The organism is Pseudomonas sp. A214 (assembly GCF_900156295.1).
GTDB lineage: Bacteria > Pseudomonadota > Gammaproteobacteria > Pseudomonadales > Pseudomonadaceae > Aquipseudomonas > Aquipseudomonas rhizophila.
In genome coordinates, this window is the sequence record NZ_LT707062.1 from 2,931,474 (window position 1) to 2,955,777 (window position 24,304).

Here is a 24,304-nt window from a genome sequence, read left to right on the forward strand (position 1 = left end):
CGGTATACCTGTCAGCATTAATGTTGACTGACCCGGCGCCATCGCGAGCAGGCTCGCTCCCACAATTTTGATCGCCTAAACCTTGTCGAGCTTCTTCTCATGCGCCGTCACCTGCTGGCACAGCTCGATCATCTGTTCGCGCATCCAGCGATTGGCTGGGTCCTGGTCGGTGCTTTCATGCCAGTAGAGATGGGTTTCCACGGGGGGCACATCGTTGACCGGCAACACGAAGGCATGCAGATCGTGACGACGGGCAAAGCGCTCGGGGACGGTCATGACCATGTCGGTCTGTTGCAACACCTGGGACGCCATCAAGTAATGCTGGGAGCGTAGGGCGATCTTGCGCTGGATGCCCATCTTGCCCAGGGCCAGGTCGACATAACCCAGACCGTTACGGCGGCTGGAAATATGCACATGAGTCTGGGCCAGGTAATCATCGAGGCTGATTTTTTCCTTGCCCGCCAGTGGGTGCCCCTTGCGCATGGCGCACACGTACCGGTCTTCCATCAGCTTGACGTGGCGCACTTGCGGGTCGGTATTGAGTGGCGCGTCGACGGCGAAGTCGAGGCGACCGGCGGCCAGTTCCTTGGTGGTTTCACGGCGCTTGGACAGGAAGCTCTCGATGGCCACGGTCGGCGCCAGGCGTCGCAGGCGCTGGAACAACAGCGGCAGGATCACGCCTTCGGTGAGGTCGGTCATGCTGATGCGGTAGGTCTTGACCGCCTGCAGCGGATTGAAAATCCGGCTTTCCTGCACCGACACCCGCAGCAACGATAAGGCATTGCGCACCGGGCCAATGATGTTCTGGGCCATGGGCGTGGGCACCATGCCCTGGGCCGTGCGCACGAACAGCGGGTCATTGAAGGTCTCACGCAAACGCGCCAGGGCATTGGACACCGCCGGCTGAGTGATGCCGACGATCTGTCCGGCGCGGGTCAGGTTGGCTTCGGTGTAGATCGCGTCAAAAACGATAAAAAGGTTGAGGTCGACCTTGCTCAGATTCATGGCGCTGCACTCTTGTTCTTGGGCTTGTTGTGAGGTGCCGGGTGGCGATGCAAATCAGTGAACCATATATCGGTGATGAATGTTAATACACGCCGAGAATAGGTTAGGTAAATTTTCGTAGCTGAACTAGCATCGATTTCATGACCTAAAAACAACCTCTGCCAAGAAGGTGCTTCTCATGGATTTTGCGTATTCCCCCAAGGTTCAGGAACTGCGTGAACGTGTCACCGCGTTCATGGACGCCTACGTATACCCGGCTGAAGCAGTGTTCGAACGACAAGTGGCCGAAGGCGACCGCTGGCAGCCCACCGCCATCATGGAAGAGCTCAAGGCCAAGGCCAAAGCCGAAGGGCTGTGGAATCTGTTCCTGCCCGAGTCTGAGCTGGGCGCTGGCCTGACCAACCTCGAATACGCGCCGTTGGCAGAGATCATGGGCCGTTCGTTGCTGGGGCCGGAGCCGTTCAACTGCTCGGCGCCGGACACGGGCAACATGGAAGTGCTGGTGCGTTACGCCAATGAAGAACAGAAACAACGCTGGCTGGAACCGCTGCTGCGCGGCGAGATCCGCTCGGCCTTCGCCATGACCGAGCCGGACGTTGCTTCTTCGGACGCCACCAACATGGCCGCCCGCGCCGAGCGCGATGGCGACGAGTGGGTGATCAACGGCAAGAAGTGGTGGACCTCCGGGGCCTGTGATCCGCGCTGCAAGATTCTGATCTTCATGGGCCTGAGCAACCCCGACGCGCCGCGTCATGCCCAGCACTCGATGATTCTGGTGCCGGTGGACACGCCTGGGGTAAAAATCGTACGTCCGCTGCCGGTATTCGGCTACGACGATGCGCCCCACGGCCACGCCGAAGTGCTGTTCGACAATGTGCGGGTGCCGTACGAAAACGTCTTGCTGGGCGAAGGGCGCGGTTTTGAAATTGCCCAGGGTCGCCTCGGCCCGGGTCGGATCCACCACTGCATGCGTTCCATTGGCATGGCCGAGCGTGCATTGGAGTTGATGTGCAAACGTGCCGTCAGCCGCACCGCCTTCGGCCAGCCGTTGGCGCGCCTGGGCGGCAACGTCGACAAGATCGCCGATTCACGGATGGAAATCGACATGGCGCGCCTGCTGACCCTGAAAGCGGCGTACATGATGGACACCGTCGGTAATAAGGTCGCCAAGAGTGAGATCGCCCAGATCAAGGTCGTTGCGCCGAACGTGGCCTTGAAGGTTATCGACCGGGCCATCCAGATCCACGGCGGGGCAGGGGTTTCCAACGATTTCCCGCTGGCCTACATGTACGCCATGCAACGCACCTTGCGCCTGGCCGACGGCCCGGATGAAGTGCACCGCGCCGCCATCGGCAAGTTCGAGATCGGCAAGTACGTGCCCAAGGAGATGTTGCGCAGCGGGCGCTAGGAAGTTAGCCCACTACGAGCCTTTGTGGGAGCAAAGCTTGCTTCCACAGGCTCATCTTGTGGGGGTGAGCTCGCTTACTCCTTGACGCTCATATATTCCTCGGCCCAACGGATGTAATCCTCGGGCTGGGTGTAAGTGTGGGTCAGCTCGGTGGCGCTCAGGTCTGACGCCTGGGTGAAGATCTGCCGCTGTTCGCGCAGGCTGTCATAGGTGGCCTTGATCGCGGCGAAGTAGGCACCGTGACCATCGATGGTGACGCGCACGCCGAGTTCCGCCAGGCGTTTGTCGTCACGCAGCAACGGATTGCCATAGGTGACGAGCATCAACGGCACGCTCAGGTTTTCGCTGATCTGCGCCAGGTGGTCGAAGTCCTGCACACCCACCATGCAAATCCCGTCGGCGCCGGCACGTTCGTATTGCTGGGTCCGACTGATGATTTCCTGGACCGGTAGGATCCCGGCGTTGGTGCGGGCGATGATCGCCATTTCCGGGTCGACCCGGGCTTCCAGCGCTGCGCGAATCTTGCCGACACCTTCGGCGACGCCGATCAGGTCGGTGGATTTGCGCCCGAACTGGGCCGGCAGCAGCGTGTCTTCGATGGTCAGGGCCGCCACACCGGCGCGTTCGAGTTCGATGATGGTGCGCATCACGTTCAGGGCGTTGCCATAGCCGTGATCGGCGTCGGCAATTACCGGCAGTTGGGCTACGCGGCCAATGCGCGTGGCCTGCTCGGCGAATTCGCTGAGTGTGATCAGGGCAAAGTCCGGCGCCCCCAACACTTGCAGCGACGCGACTGAACCTCCCAGTATCCCTACTTCAAAACCCAGGTCGGCGGCGATGCGCGCTGACATCGGATCAAACACCGAGGCGGTGTGGTAGCAGGTTTCGCTCGCCAGCAGTTGGCGAAAGTTGCGACGCAAGTCTTGATGGGAAAGCCTGGGCATATGAGTTCCACCATTGGAATGGAAAGGCTTGAGCAAAAGTGTCAACGCCGAAAGATCCAAAGGCTATCACGCGCAAGGCTTAAAGATGATGACGAATGTGCATGGGCTATGTGTGTGCCGGATTGCAGAGGATCCCGACAGGCTGTCAGCGATGATCGAGCTGACCAAGGTGCAGGCAAAGGGGGCGGAGGTTAATGCGTGTCAGTGGGTAAGGTATTTGTGCTCGAACCCAGCCTATGCCGCCGCCGCTTGCCGCCCCTGTTGAAGCAACGCCACGGCGCGCACCGTGTCACCTGGTTGCATTTGCAGACGTTTGGCCGTGAGACGGTCCACCAGCAGGCTGTGACCGTGCTGGTGGGCTCGGGCACTGGTAACGCGGCAACTCGCCAGCCGTCGGTTATGGATCAGCCAGACCGGTGCCTTTTCGTCCGGTGTGCCGATGGCCAGGGTCAGCGACTGGCTGTCGCGCACGGTCCGGATTTTCGCCACTGGCGCTTCGATCACCGGGCCACCATCGAAAATGTCGATGTAGCCTTTATGGGTAAAACCCTCGGCGCCGAGGATTTTCAGGGCCGGCTCGGTATTCGGGTGGGCCCTGCCGATAGCCGCCTGGGCCTGTTCGGTGAGCAGGCAGGTGTACAGGGGCTGGCGCGGCATCAGCTCGGCGATGAAGGATTTGTTGCCCATGCCGGACAATTGGTCGGCGTAGCTGAAGTCTTTCTGGAAGAAGTGCCGGCCCAGGCTGTCCCAGAACGGTGAACAGCCGTGCTCGTCGGCGTGTCCTCGCAATTCGGCGATCAGTTTTTCACCGAACAGCTGGGAAAACTCGGCCACGAACAGCAAGCGCGCCAGGGACAGCAGGCGTCCGTTATGGCCGCGGCGGTGTTCAGGATGCAGGAACAAGGAGCAGATCTCCGATTGCCCGGTCATCTCATTGTTGAGGAACAGCGTGGGTATCTGTCGCTGGATGCCCAGTTCAGGCGCGGAGCTGACGGTGACCCCGACTCGATAGTTGTACCAGGGCTCACGCAGCCCGACCGCACCGGTCAGGGCGCTGATACCGACTACTTGCCGGTCATCGTCCTCGAGCACGAACAGGTAATCGGCATCGGCGCGTTCGACTTGTCCGGCAAAGGTGCGCTGGGCCCAGCGCACGCGATGGGCCAGGCGTTCTTCGTTGGCCGGTAGGCTGGTGAACCCGGGGCCCGCGCAATGGGCCAGGTCCAGCAAGGCGGGCAGATCCGTCAGAGCGACCGGGCGCACAATCATGATGCAGCTCCTTCATCGTGCCAATCGGGGCGCTGATGCCAGGTGAGGAATCGCGTCAGGTTCATAACGCAACCACCCGGGCCCGCTCGCCGTCGGTGATACCCAGTGCTGCCAGCATCTGCGGTGTCAGGGACACGGTGCCCTCGGCACTGACGTCAAGCTCGGCCACGATGGCCCGGTAATTCTCCAGGCCGTCGTTGCTCAGCAGGAAGCGGCCGCCGAGGTCAATGTCTGAGCATTGTCGGGCCGTGGCTATACGGCTTTGGGTGATCGAGCGGATGTTCGCCACACGAGCATGCAGCGTCGGCCCGCCGTCGAAGATATCCACGTAGCTGTTGGTTTCGAAACCCTCGCGCTCCAGGATGTCGAAGGCTTCCTGGCCGTCGGGATGCACCCGGCCGATACAGGCTTGGGCCGCCTGGGACAGCATGGGTACATAAATCGGGTATTGCGGCATCAGTTCGGCGAGAAAGGTGCGGCTCTGCAGACCGCACAAGCGTTCGGCTTCGGCGTAGGGCAGGTCGAAAAAATGCTGGCCGACGGCATCCCAGAACGGCGACTGACCGTCATCGCTGCTGAAGCCAACGATCTCGGTGATCACTGATTCGGCAAAGCGTTGCGGATGGGCGGCGATGAACATCAGCCGCGCCCGGGACAGCAACTCCGATTCCGGCGTGCGCACCCGTCCGGCGTCGATATGAAAACCGCGCAGCAGCGTCTGGCCATTGAGGTCCTGGCACAGCGACAGCGCGGGTACGCCGTGCTGGATGTTCAGTTCCCGGGACTCGCTGGTAAACGGGCGATGCCGCAGGCTGTAGAACGGTTCATTGCAGCCGGTGCTGGCGAGAATCTCGGAACAGCCGGTCAATTGCCCGGATGCCAGGTCCTCCAGGACGAAGAAATAATTCTCTGCGCCAGGGCTCTGCACGTCGGTCTCGAACGAGGCACATGAATCGAGGATTTTGTCCCTCAGGCGTTCGGTATCGTCGGGAAGCGATGTGACGCCCACCAGGCTGTCACGGGCCAGTTGCTGCAATTGCGGCAGGTCGCTTAATTGAACTGGACGTAAGGCCAGCATGGATTGCACTCCTTTTCCAAAGAGCCCGGTGACATGCACCGGGCTTGACGATCACTGTCGATGTCCACGCATTGTGACGACGGCTGGTCGAACCCCTTCGACCGCCGATCCTCACTGTCCCGCAGGGTCAGGCAGGGCAGTATCGGTGCCGAACTTATTGAGCACGGCCAGATAGACCAGGCCTGCGGCAATCCATATCAAGCCGAGCTTCTGCGCATCCACGCCCATGTTGTACATGATGGCCGCGACGATGGCGAAGCCGATCAAAGGGCAGATCAGGTGGCGAATCACTTGGCCGGACCGCTGGCGGCGCCAGTGATGGTTGATCACGGTGATATGCAACAACATGAAGCCGCTCAAGGCGCCGAAATTGACCAGGGAAGTCAGGGTGTCCACGGCATCGATGAACAGGTAGCAGATCAACAGCGACAGCACTGCTACCAGATAGATGCTCAAGTATGGGGTGTTGTGTTTCGGATGGACCTTGGCCAGCACCTTGGGGAGCTTGCCGTCCCGGGCCATGCCGAACAACAGGCGCGACACCGCCGCTTGCGAGGTAATCGCCACGGCCACGCCCCAGGCCAGCGCCGTGGCGACGGCGGTCAAAGTGGCCAGCCAACTGCCGGCCGCCAATTCGGCGATTTCATAAAACGCGGTATCGGCGGACTTGAAGCCCATGCCGGCCGCCAGGTCGGTGGCAATCCAGGTCTGCACGACGAAAATCACCCCCATCACCAGCAGTGTGATCAACGCCGCCTTGCCCACGCTGCGCCCCGGATCATTCTTGATTTCTTCGGCCAGGGTGGAAATGGCATCGAAGCCCAGGAACGACAACACGGCGATAGACACGGCCTGCATCAACAGCGCGAAATCAAAACGTTCCGGGCTGTACAGCGGCGCCAGGGTCAGTTGGCCGTTACCGGCGCCCCCCTGCAAGGCATTCCAGGCGTAGAACAGGAAAATGGCCAGCACCATCAGTTGCGCCAGCAGGAAAATGATATTCATCCGTGCGGTGAAGGTGATGCCCCGCAGGTTGACGAAGGTCGCGCTGACCAGGAATGCCAGAATGAAACCGACCTTGGGAACGTCCGGGTACAGATGGTTCAGCGCCATGGCGGCGTAGACATAGAGCAGGGGCGGGATCAGCAGGTAGTCCAGCAGCATCAGCCAACCGGCGATGAAGCCCACGTGTGGGTTAAGGCCCCGTTGCGCGTAGGAATAGACGGAGCCGGCCACCGGAAAAGCTCTGGCCATGCTGCCGTAGCTCAAGGCCGTGAAGAGCATCGCCACCATGCCGATGATATACGCCAACGGCACCATCCCCGGCGCCTCGGCGTTAACGTAGCCATACACGCCGAACGGTGCGATGGGGATCATGAAAATCATCCCGTACACCACCAGGTCCGTCAGCGACAGGCTGCGCTTCAATTCCTGTTTATAGCCAAATGCCTCGATACTCATAAGCCGTTCTCCTTCTCAGCTGTGTGGGTGTGCTCTTGCTTGTCGCTTGCCGCTCGAACCTTGCCGCTGCTTTCCTACAACAATGGCGCCAGGTAAGCGCTCCAGGCCTGCACCGCTGTCGGGCTGCGTAGCAGGTCGTTGCGCACTTCGATCAACACCGAATCCAGGCCGCGTCCATCGCCATGTACCGGAACCGTCATATCGGTCGAAGGGTTGATCTTGTACGGCTGGTTGCCGGCTACCCGCAGCGAGTGCCGGCTTAGCCCGTCGACGATGCGCTGGGCATAGTCCTTGGCCTCGCCGAACAGCACGCCCGCTTCCAGGGCGCGCGGTTGGCCGTAGAACACCGGCGTAAAACTGTGGATGCCCACCACCCGCACCGTCCGGTTGTCGGCCAGGCGCTGGTCGATCAACGCTCGCAGTCGATCATGGAAGGGATGGAACAGGCACCGCTGGCGATATTCACGGGTGGCCTCATCCAGGGACTGGTTGCCCGGAATCTGGTAGATCTCGCTCTGGTGCGGGATGCTGTCGGCGACGTGAAGGGGACGGTTCAGGTCGATCAGCAGCCGTGAATAGTTGGCCGCGAGCAAGGTCGCTCCAAGGGTTTCGGACAGTTGTTCGGCCAGCGCCAGGGCACCTATATCCCAGGCAATGTGCTCCTGGGCCGCCGTCTCATCCAGGCCAAGGTCGTTCAACGCGGCGGGGATAAAGCGGTCGGCGTGTTCACACACCAGGATCAACGGGTGTTCGGCGTCTTCCCGGATCAGGCGATAAGCCGGCCCGGTATAAAGGCCCGATTCAGCACATTCAATAGATTCGCGCATAGTGCTCACACAGCTCGGCAGGTGACAGCGCCTGGGTCAAGGCCAGCTCCTGGGCCTTCAAGGCGAAATAGGTTTCGACCAGCGGGCCGGGCAGGGCTTCGAACAGCGCCCCGCTGTGGCGCAGGCAATCCAGCGCCTGGGCCAGGGTCGTCGGCAGGGCGATAATGCCACGGGCACGACGGTGTTCTTCGTTCAATTCATCGGGTATTTCATCGGTGACCGCCGTGAGCGCCAGCCGTTGCTCGATGCCCAGTCGCCCGGCGATCAACAGCGCCGCCAGCGCCAGGTGCGGCGAAGCGGTGGCATCCATGGCGCGAAATTCCAGGTTGTACTGGGTCGCCACCGGTTTGCCGCTCACGCTCACCGTCGGGCAGATGCGCAGCGCCGCTTCGCGGTTACGTTGCCCCAGGCAGGCGTAGGACGCGCTCCAGTGATGGGGTTGCAGGCGTTCATAGGACACCGGTGTCGGCGCGGTGATCGCGCACAGGGCGGGCAGATAGTGCAGCACCCCGGCGGCCCAGTGCTGGCCCAGGTCCGACAGCCCGTTGGCGCCGCCAGCATCATGCAGCACGGGGACGCCGTCCAGGTCTTGCAGGCTCATGTGCAAATGCACGCCGTTGCACACGGCATGTTCCGAAGTCTTGGGGGCGAAACTCACATCCAGGCCCATCTGCCGGGCGATCTCCCGGGTGATTTCCCGCACGTTCACCGCACGGTCGGCGGCGGCCACGCCCAGGGTCGGGCGGCAGGTGATTTCATACTGATGCTTGCCGTATTCCGGCAGGAACATTTCCGGTTCCACGCCGCCTGCCCGCAATGCGCTGAGCAACCATCCGGCGAACCCGGCCTGCTGGCGCTGGGCCTGGAGGCTGAAGGCCAGGCGATCCGGTTGGGGTTGAGGGGTATCGAGGCTGAATTCATGCTCGAACGCGGCGAACACCTGCAAGCCCAGCTCGGCGCGATAACGTTGCACTTCGTCATGCAGCAAGGTGCGAGGGCAAGCGGCCCAGGGCCGACCATCGGTTTCCCGCACATCGCAATGAATGAAATCCAGGGCAGGCGCCTGGGCATCCGGGCCATTGTCGACAGTGACCCGGCTGGCCAGGTCCGGGATCAGTCGCAGGTCGCCATAGGCCCCCCAAGGGTTGACCGATGCAATGATGTCCTGGGGCGTCAGCGCACTGTTGGCCGGCACCCAGCCACAACCGGCGTCGACGTAGTGGGGCAGTTCATCACTGGGGAACGAGCGGCCGCGGGTCACGCCGATCAGGTCGGTGCAGACCAGCGTGGACACGGGCAGCGGGGCCAGCGGCGTTGCGGCATCGAGACGGCTCACGGCTGCATCTCCTGCAACCGACCGAGCACGGTGTCGGTATCGGTGATCCAGCAATAACCTTTGATCGCGTTCAGGCAGGCCAGATGACGTTGTTCGCTGTAAGTGGCGCAGGCATCTTCCACCAGCGTGACCAGGTAGCCGCGGTCGGCGGCGTCACGCACGGCCATGTCGACACACTGGTCGGTGACGATGCCGGCGATGATCAGATGACGGGTCTGCAGATTGCGCAGCACGTAGTCGATGTTGGTGGAGTTGAAGACCCCCGAAGACGTCTTGGGCAGCACGATCTCGTTTTCCCGCGGCGCCAGCTCGGCGATGATCTGGGCTTGCGGGCTGTCTTTGGGCAAATGCATGTCCGACAGCTTGTGGTCCAGCGAGCGATCGCGACCATCGGCAGTCAGGCTCTGGATGTGGGTGTGCAACACGTTTTGCTGCGCCGCCCGCACGGCTTCGAGCAGGCGCTGCTGATTGGGGATCACCTGTTGGCGGGCACGGCGGATGAAATAGTCGGCCTCGGGCGTGGCCAGGTGGGCATCGAATTGCGGTTCCAGCCAGGCGCGTTGCATGTCCACCAGCAGCAAGGCGGTATGGTCGCAGGTGAATGGCAAATCCCGAGGGGAGTGGTGAGGGAGCGAGAACATCCTTATTTTTCCTCCAGCAGGTGCGTGTTGAACGCCGTGCGCAAGGTGTCGATACCTTCCAGGCGCTCGGCCAGATCAGGGCATTGCAAGGTCAGGCAGGCGATAAGCGCTTCGACCTGGGCCAGCGCCGGCACCAGGCTGTCGAAGGCCGAGATCGATTCCACCGGAGCGCTGATGATCAGGTCGGCCAGTTCCCGTAGCGGTGAGGTGTAGACGTCGCTGAACAGTACGACCCGCGCGTGGCGCTCCTTGGCCGCGCTGGCCACGCGTTGGGCCTGGGCCTGGTAGCGACGATAATCGAAGATCAGCACCACATCCTGGCGCTGCACGTCGAACAACCGGTCGGGTAACTGGGCGTTGTCTTCCAGGGCAAAACAACCCGCACGCAGCAAGCGCAAGTGGTTGAGCAGGTATTGGGCGAGGAAGCTGCTGAAGCGCCCGCCAAAACAATGCACCTGATGCCGGCTGTCGAGCAGCCATTGCACGAGAATACGCACGTCTTCGGGTTGAGTCAGGGCCTGGGTGTCGGTGAGGATGCGCTGGCTGGTTGCCAGGTACTGGCTCCAGGTGTCGCCTTGCTGCAATTTGGCCCGCGGTTGCAACAGGGTGCGAGGGGAGCGCAGGCGATGGTCCATGTCACTGAGCAGCGCATCCTGGAATTCGGCATAACCGCCAAATCCGAGTTTTTTCACCAGCCGCACGATAGTCGGGTCGCTGACCCCGGCATGATCGGCCAGGCGCGACATCGGCCCGAGGCCGTTGCGCGGGTAATGATCGAGCAGGGCCCGTACGACCTTGCGTTCCGACGGCGTCAAAACCAAGCCCGGATCGGTAATCAGGTCTCGAAGAGGCGGCATCCGTGCTCCTTGCCTGGATGGGTGTTGGATTTCTTTCATAACTCCTGAAAATAGTATTTATGTAGCGGGTACTACATGTCCAGTGGTTTTTACGTTCTGTTTAAAATGCACGAAAGTAGTGCGAAAGCCTTGTAGGACGGGGACTTGATCGCATAGATCCGATATGTCAGTTGATGCCTCTGTCGGTGTAAGACATAACGCCTTTTTGTCTCAGTTATTTGATTTCATATAAGGTGCTGTACAAGAAAAAGCCGGAGTATCACCTCCATGAAACCCGTTCGACTGTCTGAGTACCGTGTGTGCAAGCCACTCGCCTGACCCTGATCTGCCATGCCCGCACCGTCGCCCAGAAGCAGGCGCGTTTTGGCCTGGATGAACCGCTGGATGCCGACTGGCTGGGCAAACGCCCGGAGCCGGGCCACGGCTACCGAAATGTCCGGCAGTTGCTCTGCGGGCCGGAGTTGCGCACCCGGCAGACTGCCGCCCTGTTCGGCGACGACGCCCAGGTGGTCGCTGACCTGGCCGATTGCGATCTGGGTCGCTGGCGTGGCTTGTCCATCGACCAGTTGCTCAAGGTCGAACCGCAACCCCTGCAAGCCTGGCTCGACGATCCCGATGCGGCTCCCCATGGCGGCGAATCCGTCACCCGCTTGTACCATCGTGTCAGCGACTGGTTGGCCAGCCTGGAAGGCCGGCCAGGGCATGTGTTGGCCGTCACTCATCCGTTCGTGATCCGCGCGGCCGTGGTGACCGTATTGGGCTGTCCGGCAGCTGCCTTCAACCGTCTCGACATCGAACCGCTGTCGACTGTCGAGTTGCGTTTCAACGGTGTGTGGCGATTGCGCACCGAGGGTCCCGGCCAGGAGTCACTCGAATGAAAAAACTGTCAGTCATCGGTATTGGTGCCGGCGATCCGGATTACCTGACGATCCAGGCAGTGAAAGCCTTGAATCGGGTGGATGTGTTCTTTCTCATGGACAAGGGGCCTGCCAAGCAGGCGTTAGTGGATCTGCGGCGGGAAATCTGCCAACGCTACATCGTTGATCGTACCTACCGTTTCGTCGAAGCCTACAGCCCCGAGCGACAACGCGGCGACGTGGACTACGCCGCCAGTGTCGAAGATCTGAACCGGGCGAAGCAGGCTACCTTCGAGCGGTTGATCGAAGAGCAGTTGTCTGACGGGCAGTGCGGCGGTTTCCTGGTCTGGGGCGATCCGTCGTTGTACGACAGCACCGTGCGTATCTTGCAGTCGATTCTCGACGCGGGTCGCTGCGCCTTCGAATTCGAGGTGATTGCGGGCATCACCAGCGTCCAGGCCCTCGCGGCGCAACATAAGGTGCCATTGAACAGCATTGGCGGTTCGCTGGAGATCACCACGGGCCGCCGGCTGGCGGCAGGGCAGGTCGGTGACTCGGCAAGCGTGGTGGTGATGCTCGATGCTGAAGATGCGTATCGCCAGGTATCCGATCCGGATACGCACATCTACTGGGGGGCCTATGTGGGCACACCGGATCAGATCCTGATCGCCGGTCGGCTGGAGGAGGTGGCTGAAAGCATCGAACGCACCCGCAAGGCCGCACGGCAGGCGAACGGATGGATCATGGATACTTATTTGTTGCGCAAACCTTGATAACTCAACCCTTGATACGTCAGACCCCAATGTTCGACAGTTTCCACGTCAACTGACCGCCTTCGCCCCACGTCCAAACCGCTCCCGGTACACCGACGGCGCCAGCCCCACCACACTGCGAAATGCCACGCGAAAGCTTTCCACCGAGCGGTAGCCGCACAGCTGGGCGATGTTGTCGGTGTTGTCTTCGGTGCTTTCCAGCAACTCGCGAGCCCGGGCCAGGCGCTCATGTTGCAGCCAGGCCTTGGGCGACAGGCCGCAGGCCTGGGTGAAGTGCCGCAGGAAGGTTCGCTCGCTCATGGCCGCCTGGCTGGCCAGTTCGCGCACACCGAGCGGTTCGTGCAGGCGTTCGCGGGCCCAGTGCATGACGCCGGACAAATCGCTGCGTGGCGTGCGGCTGACCGGTGAAGGAATGAACTGCGCCTGGCCGCCCGTGCGTTGTGGTGACATCACCAGTCGCCGCGCCACGGCGTTGGCAACCTGGGTACCGAAATCCCGCGCTACCAGGTGCAGGCAGGCATCAATGCCCGCGGCGCTGCCGGCCGAAGTAATGACTTGCCCCGAATCCACGTACAGCACATCCGGGTCTACCAGGATGGCGGGAAAACTTTTGGCCAGTTCATCGGTGTAGCGCCAGTGAGTGGTAGCGCCCAGTCCATCGAGCAAGCCGGCGGCGGCCAGCACGAATGCCCCGGAGCAGATCGACAGCAGGCGCGCGCCCCGGGCATGGGCGCAGCGCAATGCCTCAAGCAGCGCCGGCGGCGGTGGTTCGTCGCGACTGTGCCAGCCGGGCACCACGATGGTTTGCGCCGTTTGCAATAATTCCATGCCGCCATCGGCCAGGATCTGGAAGCCGCCCATGGCCCGCATCGGGCCGTCATCGACGGCAACGATCCGATGTTTGTACCAAGGGAAATCGAACTCAGGTCGGGCAAGGCCGAATATCTCGATGGCGATGCCGAATTCGAAGGTGCACAGGCCGTCGTAGGCGAGGATGGCGACCAGACCGGGATTGGGCTGCATATGGCGGAAAATTCCCACAGAGTGTCTTGTGCGCCACTGTAGCGGTAAGCATCGGCCGGATAAAGTCTGCTCACCCCCCTCATTTGTCTGTGGAGTACACACTCATGACCAGCCTGGTTCGCCAAGTGCCTGCTGCCCCGTCCGACCTAGCCCTGCAACATTTCAGCCGGCGTCTGACGTTCGAAACTGATTGCTCCGACGTTCACGCCAGCCAACAGGCTGGAGAAGTCGATTTCGTCCTGGTGGACGTGCGCGGGCCACTGGCTTTCGAGCGCGGGCATGTGCCCGGGGCGATCAACCTGCCAACCCGCTCGCTGACCGCCCAGGCGCTGGCGGCTTATCCCAAGACTGCGCTGTTTGTGGTCTATTGCGCGGGCCCGCATTGCAATGGCGCGAACAAAGCGGCAGTGCGTCTGGCGACCTTGGGTTATCCGGTCAAGGAAATGATTGGCGGTGTCATGGGCTGGCTGGACGAAGGCTTCCGTCTGACTGGCGCAGTGCAATGCGCGGCGGACCAGGCTGTCGGTTGCGACTGCTGATCCTTTCCAGCCAGCAGGGTGCAATCCCTGTGGCCTGGTTGTTTCTATAAATATTTGTCGCCTCAACACAATTCGCCTCCTGAGTGCCCCTCTAGACTGCCGGCCACTTCGGTTTTTAATGACCGAACGCTGCCTAAGAATCTGCCGATAACCCGCTAATAAAAAACCTGCGCACTCAGGAGCAAAAATGAACAAGCTAGCAATGTTTGGTGCCTTGGCACTGTCCGTGTTGTCCTTGTCGGCCGTGGCCGAAGACGCCAAGCCGATCCGCCTCGGAATCGAAGCCGGTTACCCGCCGTTCTCGATGAAAACCCCCGACGGCAAGCTGACGGGTTTCGATGTTGATATCGGCGACGCGCTGTGCGAACAGATGAAGGTCAAGTGCACTTGGGTCGAGCAGGAATTTGACGGCCTGATCCCAGCGCTGAAAGTGAAGAAAATCGACGCGATCCTGTCGTCCATGACCATCACCGATGATCGTAAGAAAAACGTCGACTTCACCATCAAGTACTACCACACCCCGGCGCGTTTCGTGATGAAGGAAGGCAGCGACGTCAAGGACCCGCTGACCGAACTCAAGGGCAAGAAAGTCGGTGTGCTGCGTGCCAGTACCCACGACCGTTTCGCCACCGAGGTGCTGGTGCCCGCCGGTATCAATCTGGTGCGTTACAGCTCCCAGCAAGAAGCCAACCTGGACATGGTCGCCGGTCGTCTCGACGCCATGCTCGCCGACTCGGTCAACCTCGACGACGGCTTCCTGAAAACGGATGCCGGCAAAGGTTTTGCCTTCGTGGGCCCGACCTATGAAGATGCCAAGTACTTTGGTGGCGGCGCCGGCATTGCGGTGCGCAAGGGGGATAAGGCCCTGGCCGAGAAATTCAACGACGCCATCACGCAAATCCGCGCCAACGGCACGTACAAGAAAGTGCAGGACAAGTACTTCGCTTTTGATGTCTACGGGCATTAATCGCTGAAACCAAGGTGGCCCGCCGTTGACCCGGTCGGCCACCTTTTTCATGGGCGAGTGTTTTACCCCAGCGCCCGTCGAAATACCGTTATTGGGAGTTCCTCATGCAACGCATCGACCATACCCTGCCATGGAGCCACCTGGGCACCGAGCGCCGGCTCAGTGTGTTTCGTTACGGCCACGGTCCACGCAAGGCGTATATCCAGGCCAGCCTGCACGCCGATGAATTGCCCGGCATGCGCACGGCATGGGAGCTGAAACAACGACTCAACGAGCTTGAGACCCAAGGCTTGCTCAACGGCGTGATTGAACTGGTGCCCGTGGCCAACCCCATCGGCCTGGACCAGCATCTGCAGAGCGCGCACCTGGGGCGTTTCGAACTGGGCAGCGGCAAGAACTTCAATCGGGCTTTCGTGGAACTCAGCGCGCCGGTGGCCCAACGCATCGGTGATCGCCTGGGCGACGACCCGGCCGCCAATATCACGCTGATCCGCCAGACCATGGTTCAGGTGCTGGACGATTTGCCGGCGCCGCCCTCACAACTCGAGGCCCTGCATCGCCTGCTGCTGCGCCATGCCTGCGACGCCGATGTCACCCTGGACCTGCATTGCGACTTCGAGGCGGCGATTCACCTGTACGCCTTGCCGCAACACTGGCCGCAGTGGCGCTCCCTGGCCGCGCGGTTGAAGGCGGGCGTGGCGTTGCTGTGCGAAGACTCTGGCGGCAGTTCGTTCGACGAGTCTTGTTCCTCGCCCTGGTTGCGTCTGGCCAAGACCTTCCCCGAGGCCGCGATCCCGCCGGCCAACCTGGCGACCACGCTGGAACTGGGCAGCATGGGCGACACTCGGGTGGATCAGGCCCAGGCCAATTGCGAAGCCATTCTCGGGTTCCTGGCCGAGCAGGGTTTCATCGGTGGTGACTGGCCGCCCGCGCCAGCGCACTGTTGTGAAGGTTTTCCGTTCGAAGGCACTGAGTACCTGTTCGCGCCGCATCATGGGGTGGTGAGCTTCCTGCGCGAGGCCGGTGAGTGGGTGGAGCAGGGCGATCCGTTGTTCGAAGTGGTCGATCCGTTGAACGATCGGGTTACTACTGTTCGGGCCGGCACCAGCGGCGTGTTGTTTGCGCTGGACCGTGGGCGCTATACCCAGCCTGGAATCTGGCAGGCGAAAGTGGCCGGGCGAGCGCCGATTCGCGCGGGGAAATTGATCAACGACTGATAACTGCTGTCTATCTCAGCGCACGCGCGTTGCCGTGCGGCTATCGAATGATGGAGGAAGACTGATGTTCAAAGCGCTCGCCCTGTTGCTGTTGGTAGTGTCTTGCGGTTTGCAGGCTCAGCCTGCGCTGCACACCGATTTGCCCCTCAATTACCTGGCCCATGCCGATGAGCAGGCCAGAAACCGGCCGCTGGTGATCTTCCTGCATGGCTCCGGCGGCAGCGAACAAGACCTGTTCGACCTCAAGAATGAGCTGCCCAGTGACTACAACTACCTATCGGTACGAGCGCCCAAGACCGTGGAGCGGGGCCAGTATCAATGGTTTGCCAAGAAGGGCGAGGGCGCCTACGACGGTGATACCGCGGACCTGAAGGCCAGCGGCCAGATGCTGTTGGATTTCATCGAGAAGGCCCGGGTCAAGTACCCGACCGATGCGAGCAACGTATACCTGGTCGGTTTCAGCCAGGGCGCGATGATGAGTTACGAGGTCGCCCTGCGCCATCCCGAGGCCGTCGGTGGCATTGCCGCGCTGGGCGGGCGGGTGCTGTCGGTACTGCGGGCCGAACTGACACCCGACGAGTCGCGCCGGACGCTGGCGGTATTTATCGGTCATGGTACGGCGGACTCGGTGATCCCATACCATGACGGCACCGAGGCAGACAGCTTCCTCAAGACCCTGGCCCTGGAGCCCGAATTCCATGCCTATCCGGGCGTTGGCCACAGCGTCAGTGCCATGCAGGTGCGGGATCTGCGCGCCTGGCTGGAGCGGCTTAATCCCTGATTCAGTGACAGAGGGGTTGAGTGTGCCGCCGCCATCGCGAGCAGGCTCGCTCCCACCTTTTTCCCGAGTCGCTCCCAGAAACGAGGTTGCTTCCAGTCCTGTTGGGGCAAAGATTGCTCGCGATGAATAGCAGATTGGATATCAAGATTCATGTCGCCCCAGAATCTCTGTGGGAGCGAGCCTGCTCGCGATGAAAACCACCCGGTCCATCAAGTCACTGACCAGCGACAATCTGCTTCACCAGCGCCTCATGCCCGGCCTTGTCGCTGGCCCGGGAAATGATCTGTACCACTGCCATGCGCGTGCCGGAAGCGCCCAGCAACGTGGTATCGAGGGTCGGCCCACCGCCTTGGGTCGCCTTGGTATCGAGCTGGCGCAGACCCAGGCCGGTACCTTTTTGGGTCAGGCTTTTCTCGCTCAGGATCTTGGCATCCGGCAGGGCCTTGATTTTCTGGACGGCGAAGTCGGCCATGGTGGCATCGAGGAATGTGCTGTCGTCGTCTTTCACATTCGAGCCATCGATGATGGTGTTTTCAGCCGTGATCACCACGGTTTTGCTGGTGGCATTGCTGTACATCGTCCCCTTCGCCCCCGCCGTGCCCTGAGCGGCATCGCCGGCCGGAAGCGGTGTGGCAGTGAAGCCCTTGGGCAGGGTGAAGTTGAACTTGCTTCCCAGCAGGGAAACCTTTTGTGCCGGTGCTGCGCCGCCGGTTTTGGGCTGGGCGGCATAGGCAGGCACCACCACCAGACTGGCGATGGCCGTCAGCACCAGGGCGGCGACTTGTTTACTTACCAATGACATTGAAACGCTCCACAAAGGGGTGTGCTTGAGCGCGATCATCCCATGGGCGTCCAACCGGCTCCAGCGTCGGTCACGAGTGCGCCACATCATTGGCCCGTGGGGCAGAGGCGCGCACCAGCAGGCGGCGGGTCACCAGCAGCATGACCACCGACACCGCGACACTCACGACAAAGGCCGGCATGCCGAGCAGCGGCAGGGTGAGGGCCAGGGTCAGGCAGAACGCGGTGAAGCAATACATGCCAGTGGCCGTGGCCCGCAGCAACGCGGCGGTGAAGGCCGCGCCACGGGTTTGCTGGGAGAACACTGCCATGACGCTGCCCAGCACCGGGAACACCGCCAGTAGCCCGCTCCAGCGTTCACCCACGGTGCTGGCCAGCAGCGTCACCGCCAGGGTCAACAGCGCGCCGGCGACCATGCGTAGCAGCAGCTTGTCGGATTTGGGAGCCGGGCCGCTCATCACCGGTCGAACTGTCGGGAACAGATAGGGCGCGGCCAGCAATGCCACAATGGCGATCACGCTCGACAGCGGCAGCGAGGCCGGCAACCAGGACAGCACCATCGCCACCAGCGCCCAGACACCCAACGCGATACCCAGCGCCCAAGGCCAGTCACGATGCTGGGCGACCCGGGCGTACACCACACAGAATGCAATCATTGCAAACATGGCCGACAGCGCCGCTGTCGCCGACTGAGCGGCAAACGCCTCGCCCTGTTCCAGGGCCAGGAACAACAGAATCGGACCCACCACCACCGGCAACCCCGACAGCCAACCGGCCACGCTCGGTCCCCAACGCCGGCCCGCCAGGGAAATCAGCAGCAGGAAAGCGGGAATCACCAATAATTTGAGGAGCAGCACGGGGTTATCCTTGTCAGGCGACGGGTCGACACGTTAGCACCGACCTCGCAGTTTCAGCGATCCCAGTAAGGTACTTCGCCAAAACACTGCAGGAAAAAGTCGATCACGGTACGCACTTTCACCGACAGACGTCGGCTGCCCGGCCAGAGAATGGCGATCTGCTGGGGCTCAAGGCTGTTGGAGGCTTCGTAGTCGCGCAATACCGGCACCAGGGTGCCGTTGCGCACGGCTTCGCCGATCAGCCACGACGGAAACATCACCAGCCCCAGGCCTTGTTCGGCCGCCTGGGTCAGGGTGTCGGCATGGTTGCCGGTGATCGGCCCTTTGACGCTGTAGGGTGTCCAGGCCTGACCCGGACGGCGGAAAAACCAGCGTTGCTGGCCGGCCACGCCTTTGTAGGCCAGACACTGATGGTTCGCCAGATCCTGGGGTTTGAGCGGTGTGCCGCAACGCGCCAGGTACGCGGGGCTGGCGGCGATCTGAAAGCGGTGCGGGGCGAGGATTCGCGCCTGCATGCCTGAATCGTGCAGCGGGCCGATGCGAAACAGCAGGTCCGCGCCTTCCTGCAGCGGGTCGACGTAGCTGTCGGTTTGCTGGATGTCCAGTTGCAGCTTCGGGTAGCGCTCACACAATGACCCCAGCCACGGCGTCAGATGGCGCTGGCCGAACACCACCGGGGCATTGATCCGCACCAGTCCAGCCGGTTCACTGTGTTGTTCCTGCAGCGCCTGTTCGGCTTCTTCGAGTTGCACCAGCAACAGGCGTGCATGATGACCCAGCAGGCGGCCGGCTTCAGTGGGCGAAACAGCGCGGGTGTGTCGATACAACAACTGCTGGTTGAGGGCCTGTTCCATCAACTGGATCTGCCGGGAAATCGACGACGGCGCCAGGCCTTCGCGCCGGGCCACCTCCGAGAAGCTGCCGTGGTCGAGCACGGCGACAAACAACCGCAGGGCCTTGAAGCCGAGTTCATTGAGACCGTGCATGGACTGCTCCGCTGTGCGAGTTGCGCAAAAGTGTTGTCTGGATGCTCCCATTTATCGCACAGCTGCGCCAGCCGATAATCCCGCTCATTGTTCTTCTCAGAGGTTCTGATCATGCAAGCGTCTTCACTCAACGCCGCCGCCCCGGCGGCTGCCTCCAAACCACGAGCGCTTTTGCGCTGGCTGTTGCTGCCCCTGGTGATCCTGGCTGGCATGGGCCTGTCGGTAGAGGCCGGTCTGCTGGGGCCGCTGGGGGTTCAAGTGGGGCATCTCTGGGCAACCCTGAGCATATTCGGCGTCGGTTCGGCGATTCTGTTTCTGCTGTTGCTGCTCAGTGGTCCGCAACAAGGCCCCGCCTTGAATGAGTTGCCGCGCTGGCAATTGATCGGCGGTTTCCTGGGGCCGATCTACGTGGTCGTGCTGACGCTTGCCACGCCCCACATCGGCATTGCCATGACCATGGTCGCAATCCTTTCCGGGCAAGTGGGTAAAAGCGTGCTGATCGACCACTTCGGCTGGTTCGGTGCAACCCGCAAGCGGGTCAACGGCGAGCGCTGGCTCGCCTTGGCGCTGATCGTCGTAGCCCTTGTCCTGATTGCCCGAGGTTGAATATGAATCTGTTTTTGCTATTGCTGCTGGTCGTTGTTGCCGGTGCGGTGTTGAGCGTGCAGGCGGCCATCAACGGTCGCCTGGGCCAGACGGTCGGTGTGCTGCGCAGCAGTCTGCTGACATTCGTGGTGGGCACGGTGGTCACCGGGTTACTGATCGTGTTTTTTGAACCCGCTCACGCCCTCAGCCTGCTGGACGTGCCGAAATGGCAACTTGGCGGTGCCTTGTTTGGTGTGGTGTACATGATGGTCATGGTCGGCGCGGTGCCAAGGGTCGGCACCGCCGTGGCGACCGTGGCAGTGATCCTCGGGCAGTTGGCCATGGGCATGCTGATCGACAATTTCGGCTGGTTGGGCAACCCCGCTATTGAGTTGTCCGGGAGTCGGGTCCTGGCAATGGCCTGCCTGGCGCTGGCGCTGGTATTCATGTATCGCAGCAGTGCACGGCAGGCCTGAGAACCTCAGTCGGGCTCGACTTCCAGTCGCAGGCTGCCATCGTCCAGACGCTTGGCAAGCCGGACAATACCGCCAATGTGCCGGCCTTCGGTGCTGAAGACCACGATCTGGGCTTTTTCCAGATCATCCGGCAGCGGTGGCTGAACGTGCAGGGCGAACCACACCGGTTCACCGTCATCCAGGCGTTGGACATCGTAGCGGCAATCGACGCTTTGGGTCTGGCGACCAAACAGCGTGTCGAGGCCATACTTAAGGTCGGTGCTGTCGTCGGCAGCGGGGGCGAGGGACATCGGCGGTCTCCTGGGATGAATGCTCGGCTGGTCTTCTAGTGATTCCTCTGGTGGGGGAAAATTCAATGGGTTCGCGCCGGCACTGAACCGGCGGCGTTGCTGCTAGAATCGCCCACCTTGACTTACGAGAGGTATGCCCATGAGCGAGCCGATTCGCCTGACCCAGTACAGCCACGGCGCCGGTTGCGGCTGCAAGATTTCGCCACAGGTGCTGGAAGTGATCCTGGCCGGCAGCGGTGCGCAGAACCTTGACCCCAAGTTGTGGGTTGGCAATGCCTCCCGGGACGACGCTGCGGTATACGCCATCGACGAGGAGCGCGGGGTGGTCTCTACCACCGATTTCTTCATGCCGATTGTCGACGATCCTTTTGATTTCGGTCGCATCGCCGCCACCAATGCCATCAGCGACATCTACGCCATGGGCGGTGATCCGTTGATGGCGATTGCGATTCTCGGCTGGCCGGTCAATGTACTGGCCCCGGAAATCGCTCGCGAAGTGATTCGCGGCGGTCGTTCGGTATGTGACGAAGCAGGCATTCCCCTGGCGGGCGGCCATTCGATCGACGCGCCCGAGCCGATTTTCGGCCTGGCGGTCACGGGCCTGGTGCAAAAGCGTCATATGAAGCGCAACGACACCGCCACCGCCGGTTGCCGCCTGTACCTGACCAAGCCCTTGGGCATCGGCATCCTCACCACCGCGGAAAAGAAAGGCAAGCTGCGCGCCGCCGATGTTGGCCTGGCCCGCGACTGGATGTGCACCCTCAACAAGCCGGGCAGCCGCTTCGGCAAGCTCGACGGCGTGGCGGCGATGACCGACGTCACCGGTTTCGGCCTGCTCGGGCATTTGGTGGAAATGGCCGATGGCAGCCAGTTGACGGCGCGTATCCGCTACGACGCGGTGCCGCGTCTGCCGGGCGTCGAGTATTACCTCGACCAAGGCTGCGTGCCGGGCGGTACGTTGCGCAACTACGACAGCTACGCCAGCAAGGTTGGGCGCGTGCAGGAACTGCACAAGCGAGTGCTGTGCGACCCGCAGACCAGCGGCGGACTGCTGATCGCCGTCACGCCCGAGGGCAACGAAGCGTTTCTGGCGGTCGCCGCTGAACTGGGGTTTGCACTGGAGCCGATCGGTGAACTGGTCGAGCGACAGACCTACGCGGTCGAGGTGTCTTGATGACCCATGACATCACCGATTACCGCGACATTTTTCTCAATGACCGACCGATGATGGACACCCGTGCCCCCGTCGAATTTCTCAAGGGCGCATTCCCCGGCGTGGTCAATCTGCCGTTGATGACCGACATCGAACGGCAACGGGTCGGTACTTGCTACAAGCAGCAGGGCCAGCAGGCGGCCATTGTCCTGGGGCACCAATTGGTGTCCGGCGACACCAAGGCGCAACGCATCCAGGCCTGGGCCGAGTTCGCAACGGCCCATCCTGACGGTGTGCTGTATTGCTTTAGAGGTGGCTTGCGCTCACAGATCGTCCAGCAATGGCTCAAGGACGAGGCGGGCATTGACTATCCCAGGGTCGGCGGCGGCTACAAGGCCATGCGTACATTCCTGCTCGACACCGTCGAGCAGGCGGTTGCCCAATGCGACCTGGTGTTGCTGGGCGGCATGACCGGCACCGGCAAGACAGAAGTGCTGACTCAACTGGGCAACAGCCTGGATCTGGAAGGTTACGCCAACCATCGCGGTTCGAGCTTCGGCAAGCGCGCCACCGGGCAGCCTTCCAATATCGATTTCGAGAACCTGCTGGCCGTGGATGTGCTGAAAAAACGTGCCGCTGGTATCGAACAGTTCGTGCTGGAAGATGAAAGCCGCATGGTCGGCAGTTGCGCCTTGCCGCTGTCTTTGTACCAGCGCATGCAACAGGTTCCGATGGTCTGGCTTGAGGACAGCCTGGAGCGGCGGGTCGAGCGGATTCTGCGCGATTACGTCATCAACCTGTGCGGCGAATTTGTCGCAGTCCATGGCGATGAAGGGTTCTCGCTGTTTTGCGAGCGGTTGCTGGCAAGCCTCAATAACATCCATAAGCGCCTGGGTGGCGACCGCCATCGACGTTTGCTCCAAATCATGGAAGCGGCCCTGGCCGAGCAGGCGACCAGCGGCGCCGTCGACTTGCATCGTGGCTGGATCGAAGGCCTGTTGCGTGAGTATTACGACCCGATGTACGTGTTCCAGCGCGAGAAGAAGGGCGGGCGGATCGAGTTCGCGGGTGAGCAGGTGGCGGTGCTGGAGTATCTGCGTGAGCGAGCGGCCCGCAAAGGGTGATCGCTGCCCACCGCCAATCCCCTGTGGGAGCGAGCCTGCTCGCGATAACGGTGGGGACCAGTGGCGGTGATTGAGGAAGTATTGTCGAAAGTAATGTCCGCAGCCTATGTCGGACAAGTTTCCTGCCCGTTGTCCAGGCCTTGCTTGTAGTTCTGGCTGGTGAGACTGGCCTTGCCGTTGTGCCACGTCAGGGTCAGCACGTACAGCGAATCGAAATCCCCCGATTCCCAATCATCGGTAATCGTCTGCTTCTTGCCCATCGCGTCGCTGGCGACCTGGTTGATCAGCTCCGGCAGGTAGCCGTGCGACCAAGCGGTGTAGATGGTCGAGTTGTGGTACTTGTCGTGCAGCAGTTCGTCAGCCAGGTCACTGGTGTCATTGGCTGAATACTCGATGTTCACCGGCAGCCCGAGCTTGATGGCACTGGGGCTTATGGTCATCAGTGGGCGGATGTAGCTGTAGGAATTGTCCAGCTCGCCCTCTTCGACGTTGCGGGTAGGGTTGGCCGCGAACACATAGTCGGCCTTGCCGAATTTCTCCGGTAGCAGGGTGGCCAGGTCGATGGCGCGATTCAGCCCCTGGCAATTGAGCTGGCCCAGGCCGCCGGCGGGTTTCTCGGCGTGGCGCAGGAACACCAAGGTCTGGATACCGTCGGCCGGTTGGGCGCGACTGACGCTCGACTCCAGCAACAGCGCCAGGCCACAAGCGACAAGCAGCGTAGGCAACATCAGCCACGGTCGGCGCTTGAAGCGTTTGGCGAAATTCAGTGGGTTCATCATTGAATAATATTCTTCGGCTCTCTCAAGTCAGGCTGACAAACCTGGGCACCAGGAAGTTTTTGGCTTCCGGTGTTTTCCTTGTCGTGATGCCGCTTCGATTTCTCGGGGCATTGCTCAGAGTCCTCTGGCGCCCTTTGGTTCGATACCGACCGATTCCGTGCACTGTAAGGCCTCCTGCCAGGAGGTAGGGCGAATGTTAGCGACAGGATGTTGCGAATTTAAGAATGAAGGGTGCGAGTTTCGTGACGCGTTCATTTGGGTTTTGTATTT

At 61.5% G+C, this 24,304-nt stretch carries 26 protein-coding genes; 11 read left to right on the forward strand and 15 right to left on the reverse strand.

What is annotated here, in order from left to right:
* Window positions 1–75: 75 nt before the first annotated feature.
* Complete coding sequence (locus BW979_RS13285) at window positions 76–1,005, reverse strand: LysR family transcriptional regulator (protein WP_047228464.1); 930 nt, start codon at window positions 1,003–1,005, stop codon at window positions 76–78.
* A 178-nt stretch (window positions 1,006–1,183) separates the two neighbouring features.
* Between BW979_RS13285 and BW979_RS13290 the strand changes: the two genes are divergently transcribed.
* The gene (locus BW979_RS13290) at window positions 1,184–2,413 is read left to right on the forward strand and encodes an acyl-CoA dehydrogenase (protein WP_047228463.1); all 1,230 of its coding nucleotides are present in this window, start codon (window positions 1,184–1,186) and stop codon (window positions 2,411–2,413) included.
* Window positions 2,414–2,487: 74 nt separating this feature from the next.
* Here the strand turns inward: BW979_RS13290 and BW979_RS13295 are convergent, their stop codons facing one another.
* From BW979_RS13295 to BW979_RS13330, 8 genes are all read right to left on the reverse strand, one after another.
* On the reverse strand, window positions 2,488–3,357 hold the full coding sequence (locus BW979_RS13295; RefSeq protein ID WP_047228462.1) for an isocitrate lyase/PEP mutase family protein: 870 nt from the start codon (window positions 3,355–3,357) through the stop codon (window positions 2,488–2,490).
* Window positions 3,358–3,591: 234 nt separating this feature from the next.
* The gene (gene astA, locus BW979_RS13300) at window positions 3,592–4,626 is read right to left on the reverse strand and encodes an arginine N-succinyltransferase (RefSeq protein WP_076383983.1); all 1,035 of its coding nucleotides are present in this window, start codon (window positions 4,624–4,626) and stop codon (window positions 3,592–3,594) included.
* Between the two features lie 61 nt (window positions 4,627–4,687).
* Window positions 4,688–5,704, reverse strand: coding sequence for an arginine N-succinyltransferase (locus BW979_RS13305; RefSeq protein ID WP_047228460.1), 1,017 nt, complete (start codon window positions 5,702–5,704; stop codon window positions 4,688–4,690).
* A gap of 111 nt (window positions 5,705–5,815) precedes the next feature.
* Window positions 5,816–7,165, reverse strand: a complete 1,350-nt coding sequence (locus BW979_RS13310) for an APC family permease (RefSeq protein WP_076383984.1) — start codon at window positions 7,163–7,165, stop codon at window positions 5,816–5,818.
* 74 nt (window positions 7,166–7,239) lie between these two features.
* On the reverse strand, window positions 7,240–7,992 hold the full coding sequence (locus tag BW979_RS13315) for an N-formylglutamate amidohydrolase (protein WP_047228458.1): 753 nt from the start codon (window positions 7,990–7,992) through the stop codon (window positions 7,240–7,242).
* On the reverse strand, window positions 7,976–9,328 hold the full coding sequence (locus tag BW979_RS13320) for a glutamine synthetase family protein (RefSeq protein ID WP_076383985.1): 1,353 nt from the start codon (window positions 9,326–9,328) through the stop codon (window positions 7,976–7,978). The genes BW979_RS13315 and BW979_RS13320 overlap by 17 nt, the downstream gene beginning before the upstream one ends.
* Complete coding sequence (locus BW979_RS13325; RefSeq protein ID WP_076383986.1) at window positions 9,325–9,969, reverse strand: isochorismatase family cysteine hydrolase; 645 nt, start codon at window positions 9,967–9,969, stop codon at window positions 9,325–9,327. Before BW979_RS13325 ends, BW979_RS13320 begins: the two co-directional genes overlap by 4 nt.
* 2 nt (window positions 9,970–9,971) lie before the next feature.
* A complete protein-coding gene (locus tag BW979_RS13330; protein ID WP_047228455.1) occupies window positions 9,972–10,826 on the reverse strand; it encodes a MurR/RpiR family transcriptional regulator in 855 nt (284 codons plus the stop codon).
* A 299-nt stretch (window positions 10,827–11,125) separates the two neighbouring features.
* On the opposite strand from BW979_RS13330, the gene BW979_RS13335 reads away from it, so the two are divergent.
* Together BW979_RS13335 and cobF are read left to right on the forward strand one after the other, a co-directional pair.
* Window positions 11,126–11,704 carry a histidine phosphatase family protein gene (locus BW979_RS13335; RefSeq protein ID WP_047228454.1) on the forward strand — a complete coding sequence of 193 codons (579 nt, stop codon included), beginning with the start codon at window positions 11,126–11,128 and terminating at the stop codon, window positions 11,702–11,704.
* Window positions 11,701–12,456, forward strand: coding sequence for a precorrin-6A synthase (deacetylating) (cobF, locus tag BW979_RS13340; RefSeq protein ID WP_047228453.1), 756 nt, complete (start codon window positions 11,701–11,703; stop codon window positions 12,454–12,456). The genes BW979_RS13335 and cobF overlap by 4 nt, the downstream gene beginning before the upstream one ends.
* A 48-nt stretch (window positions 12,457–12,504) precedes the next feature.
* On the opposite strand, the gene ftrA is transcribed toward cobF, so the two are convergent.
* Entirely contained in the window at window positions 12,505–13,479 is a 975-nt protein-coding gene (ftrA, locus tag BW979_RS13345; RefSeq protein ID WP_076383987.1) for a transcriptional regulator FtrA, read from the reverse strand.
* Window positions 13,480–13,583: 104 nt separating this feature from the next.
* On the opposite strand from ftrA, the gene BW979_RS13350 reads away from it, so the two are divergent.
* The 4 genes from BW979_RS13350 (at window position 13,584) to BW979_RS13365 (ending at window position 16,983) form a co-directional block, all read left to right on the forward strand.
* Window positions 13,584–14,018: a rhodanese-like domain-containing protein gene (locus BW979_RS13350; protein WP_047228451.1), complete on the forward strand. Its 435-nt coding sequence runs from the start codon at window positions 13,584–13,586 to the stop codon at window positions 14,016–14,018.
* Window positions 14,019–14,205: 187 nt separating this feature from the next.
* Window positions 14,206–14,985: an ABC transporter substrate-binding protein gene (locus BW979_RS13355; protein ID WP_047228450.1), complete on the forward strand. Its 780-nt coding sequence runs from the start codon at window positions 14,206–14,208 to the stop codon at window positions 14,983–14,985.
* Between the two features lie 104 nt (window positions 14,986–15,089).
* A complete protein-coding gene (locus tag BW979_RS13360; protein ID WP_076383988.1) occupies window positions 15,090–16,202 on the forward strand; it encodes a M14 family metallopeptidase in 1,113 nt (370 codons plus the stop codon).
* Window positions 16,203–16,266: 64 nt separating this feature from the next.
* Window positions 16,267–16,983, forward strand: coding sequence for an alpha/beta hydrolase (locus BW979_RS13365; RefSeq protein WP_047228448.1), 717 nt, complete (start codon window positions 16,267–16,269; stop codon window positions 16,981–16,983).
* 214 nt (window positions 16,984–17,197) lie between these two features.
* Here the strand turns inward: BW979_RS13365 and BW979_RS13370 are convergent, their stop codons facing one another.
* From BW979_RS13370 to BW979_RS13380, 3 genes are all read right to left on the reverse strand, one after another.
* Window positions 17,198–17,785 (reverse strand): hypothetical protein, encoded by a 588-nt coding sequence (locus tag BW979_RS13370; RefSeq protein ID WP_076383989.1) that lies wholly within the window; start codon window positions 17,783–17,785, stop codon window positions 17,198–17,200.
* A 70-nt stretch (window positions 17,786–17,855) separates the two neighbouring features.
* Window positions 17,856–18,641, reverse strand: coding sequence for a hypothetical protein (locus tag BW979_RS13375; RefSeq protein ID WP_047228446.1), 786 nt, complete (start codon window positions 18,639–18,641; stop codon window positions 17,856–17,858).
* 53 nt (window positions 18,642–18,694) lie between these two features.
* Window positions 18,695–19,627: a LysR family transcriptional regulator gene (locus tag BW979_RS13380; RefSeq protein WP_047228445.1), complete on the reverse strand. Its 933-nt coding sequence runs from the start codon at window positions 19,625–19,627 to the stop codon at window positions 18,695–18,697.
* Window positions 19,628–19,738: 111 nt separating this feature from the next.
* On the opposite strand from BW979_RS13380, the gene BW979_RS13385 reads away from it, so the two are divergent.
* The gene (locus BW979_RS13385; protein ID WP_047228444.1) at window positions 19,739–20,233 is read left to right on the forward strand and encodes a DMT family transporter; all 495 of its coding nucleotides are present in this window, start codon (window positions 19,739–19,741) and stop codon (window positions 20,231–20,233) included.
* Between the two features lie 2 nt (window positions 20,234–20,235).
* The gene (locus tag BW979_RS13390; RefSeq protein ID WP_076383990.1) at window positions 20,236–20,688 is read left to right on the forward strand and encodes a DMT family transporter; all 453 of its coding nucleotides are present in this window, start codon (window positions 20,236–20,238) and stop codon (window positions 20,686–20,688) included.
* 5 nt (window positions 20,689–20,693) lie between these two features.
* Here BW979_RS13390 and BW979_RS13395 read toward each other — a convergent pair whose 3' ends face one another.
* Window positions 20,694–20,978 carry a hypothetical protein gene (locus tag BW979_RS13395; protein ID WP_076383991.1) on the reverse strand — a complete coding sequence of 95 codons (285 nt, stop codon included), beginning with the start codon at window positions 20,976–20,978 and terminating at the stop codon, window positions 20,694–20,696.
* A gap of 139 nt (window positions 20,979–21,117) precedes the next feature.
* Between BW979_RS13395 and selD the strand changes: the two genes are divergently transcribed.
* On the forward strand, window positions 21,118–22,152 hold the full coding sequence (gene selD / locus BW979_RS13400) for a selenide, water dikinase SelD (RefSeq protein ID WP_047228441.1): 1,035 nt from the start codon (window positions 21,118–21,120) through the stop codon (window positions 22,150–22,152).
* Window positions 22,152–23,255 carry a tRNA 2-selenouridine(34) synthase MnmH gene (mnmH, locus tag BW979_RS13405; protein WP_076383992.1) on the forward strand — a complete coding sequence of 368 codons (1,104 nt, stop codon included), beginning with the start codon at window positions 22,152–22,154 and terminating at the stop codon, window positions 23,253–23,255. The genes selD and mnmH overlap by 1 nt, the downstream gene beginning before the upstream one ends.
* Window positions 23,256–23,359: 104 nt before the next feature.
* On the opposite strand, the gene BW979_RS13410 is transcribed toward mnmH, so the two are convergent.
* Window positions 23,360–24,034 (reverse strand): hypothetical protein, encoded by a 675-nt coding sequence (locus BW979_RS13410; protein ID WP_047228439.1) that lies wholly within the window; start codon window positions 24,032–24,034, stop codon window positions 23,360–23,362.
* Between the last annotated feature and the right edge of the window lie 270 nt (window positions 24,035–24,304).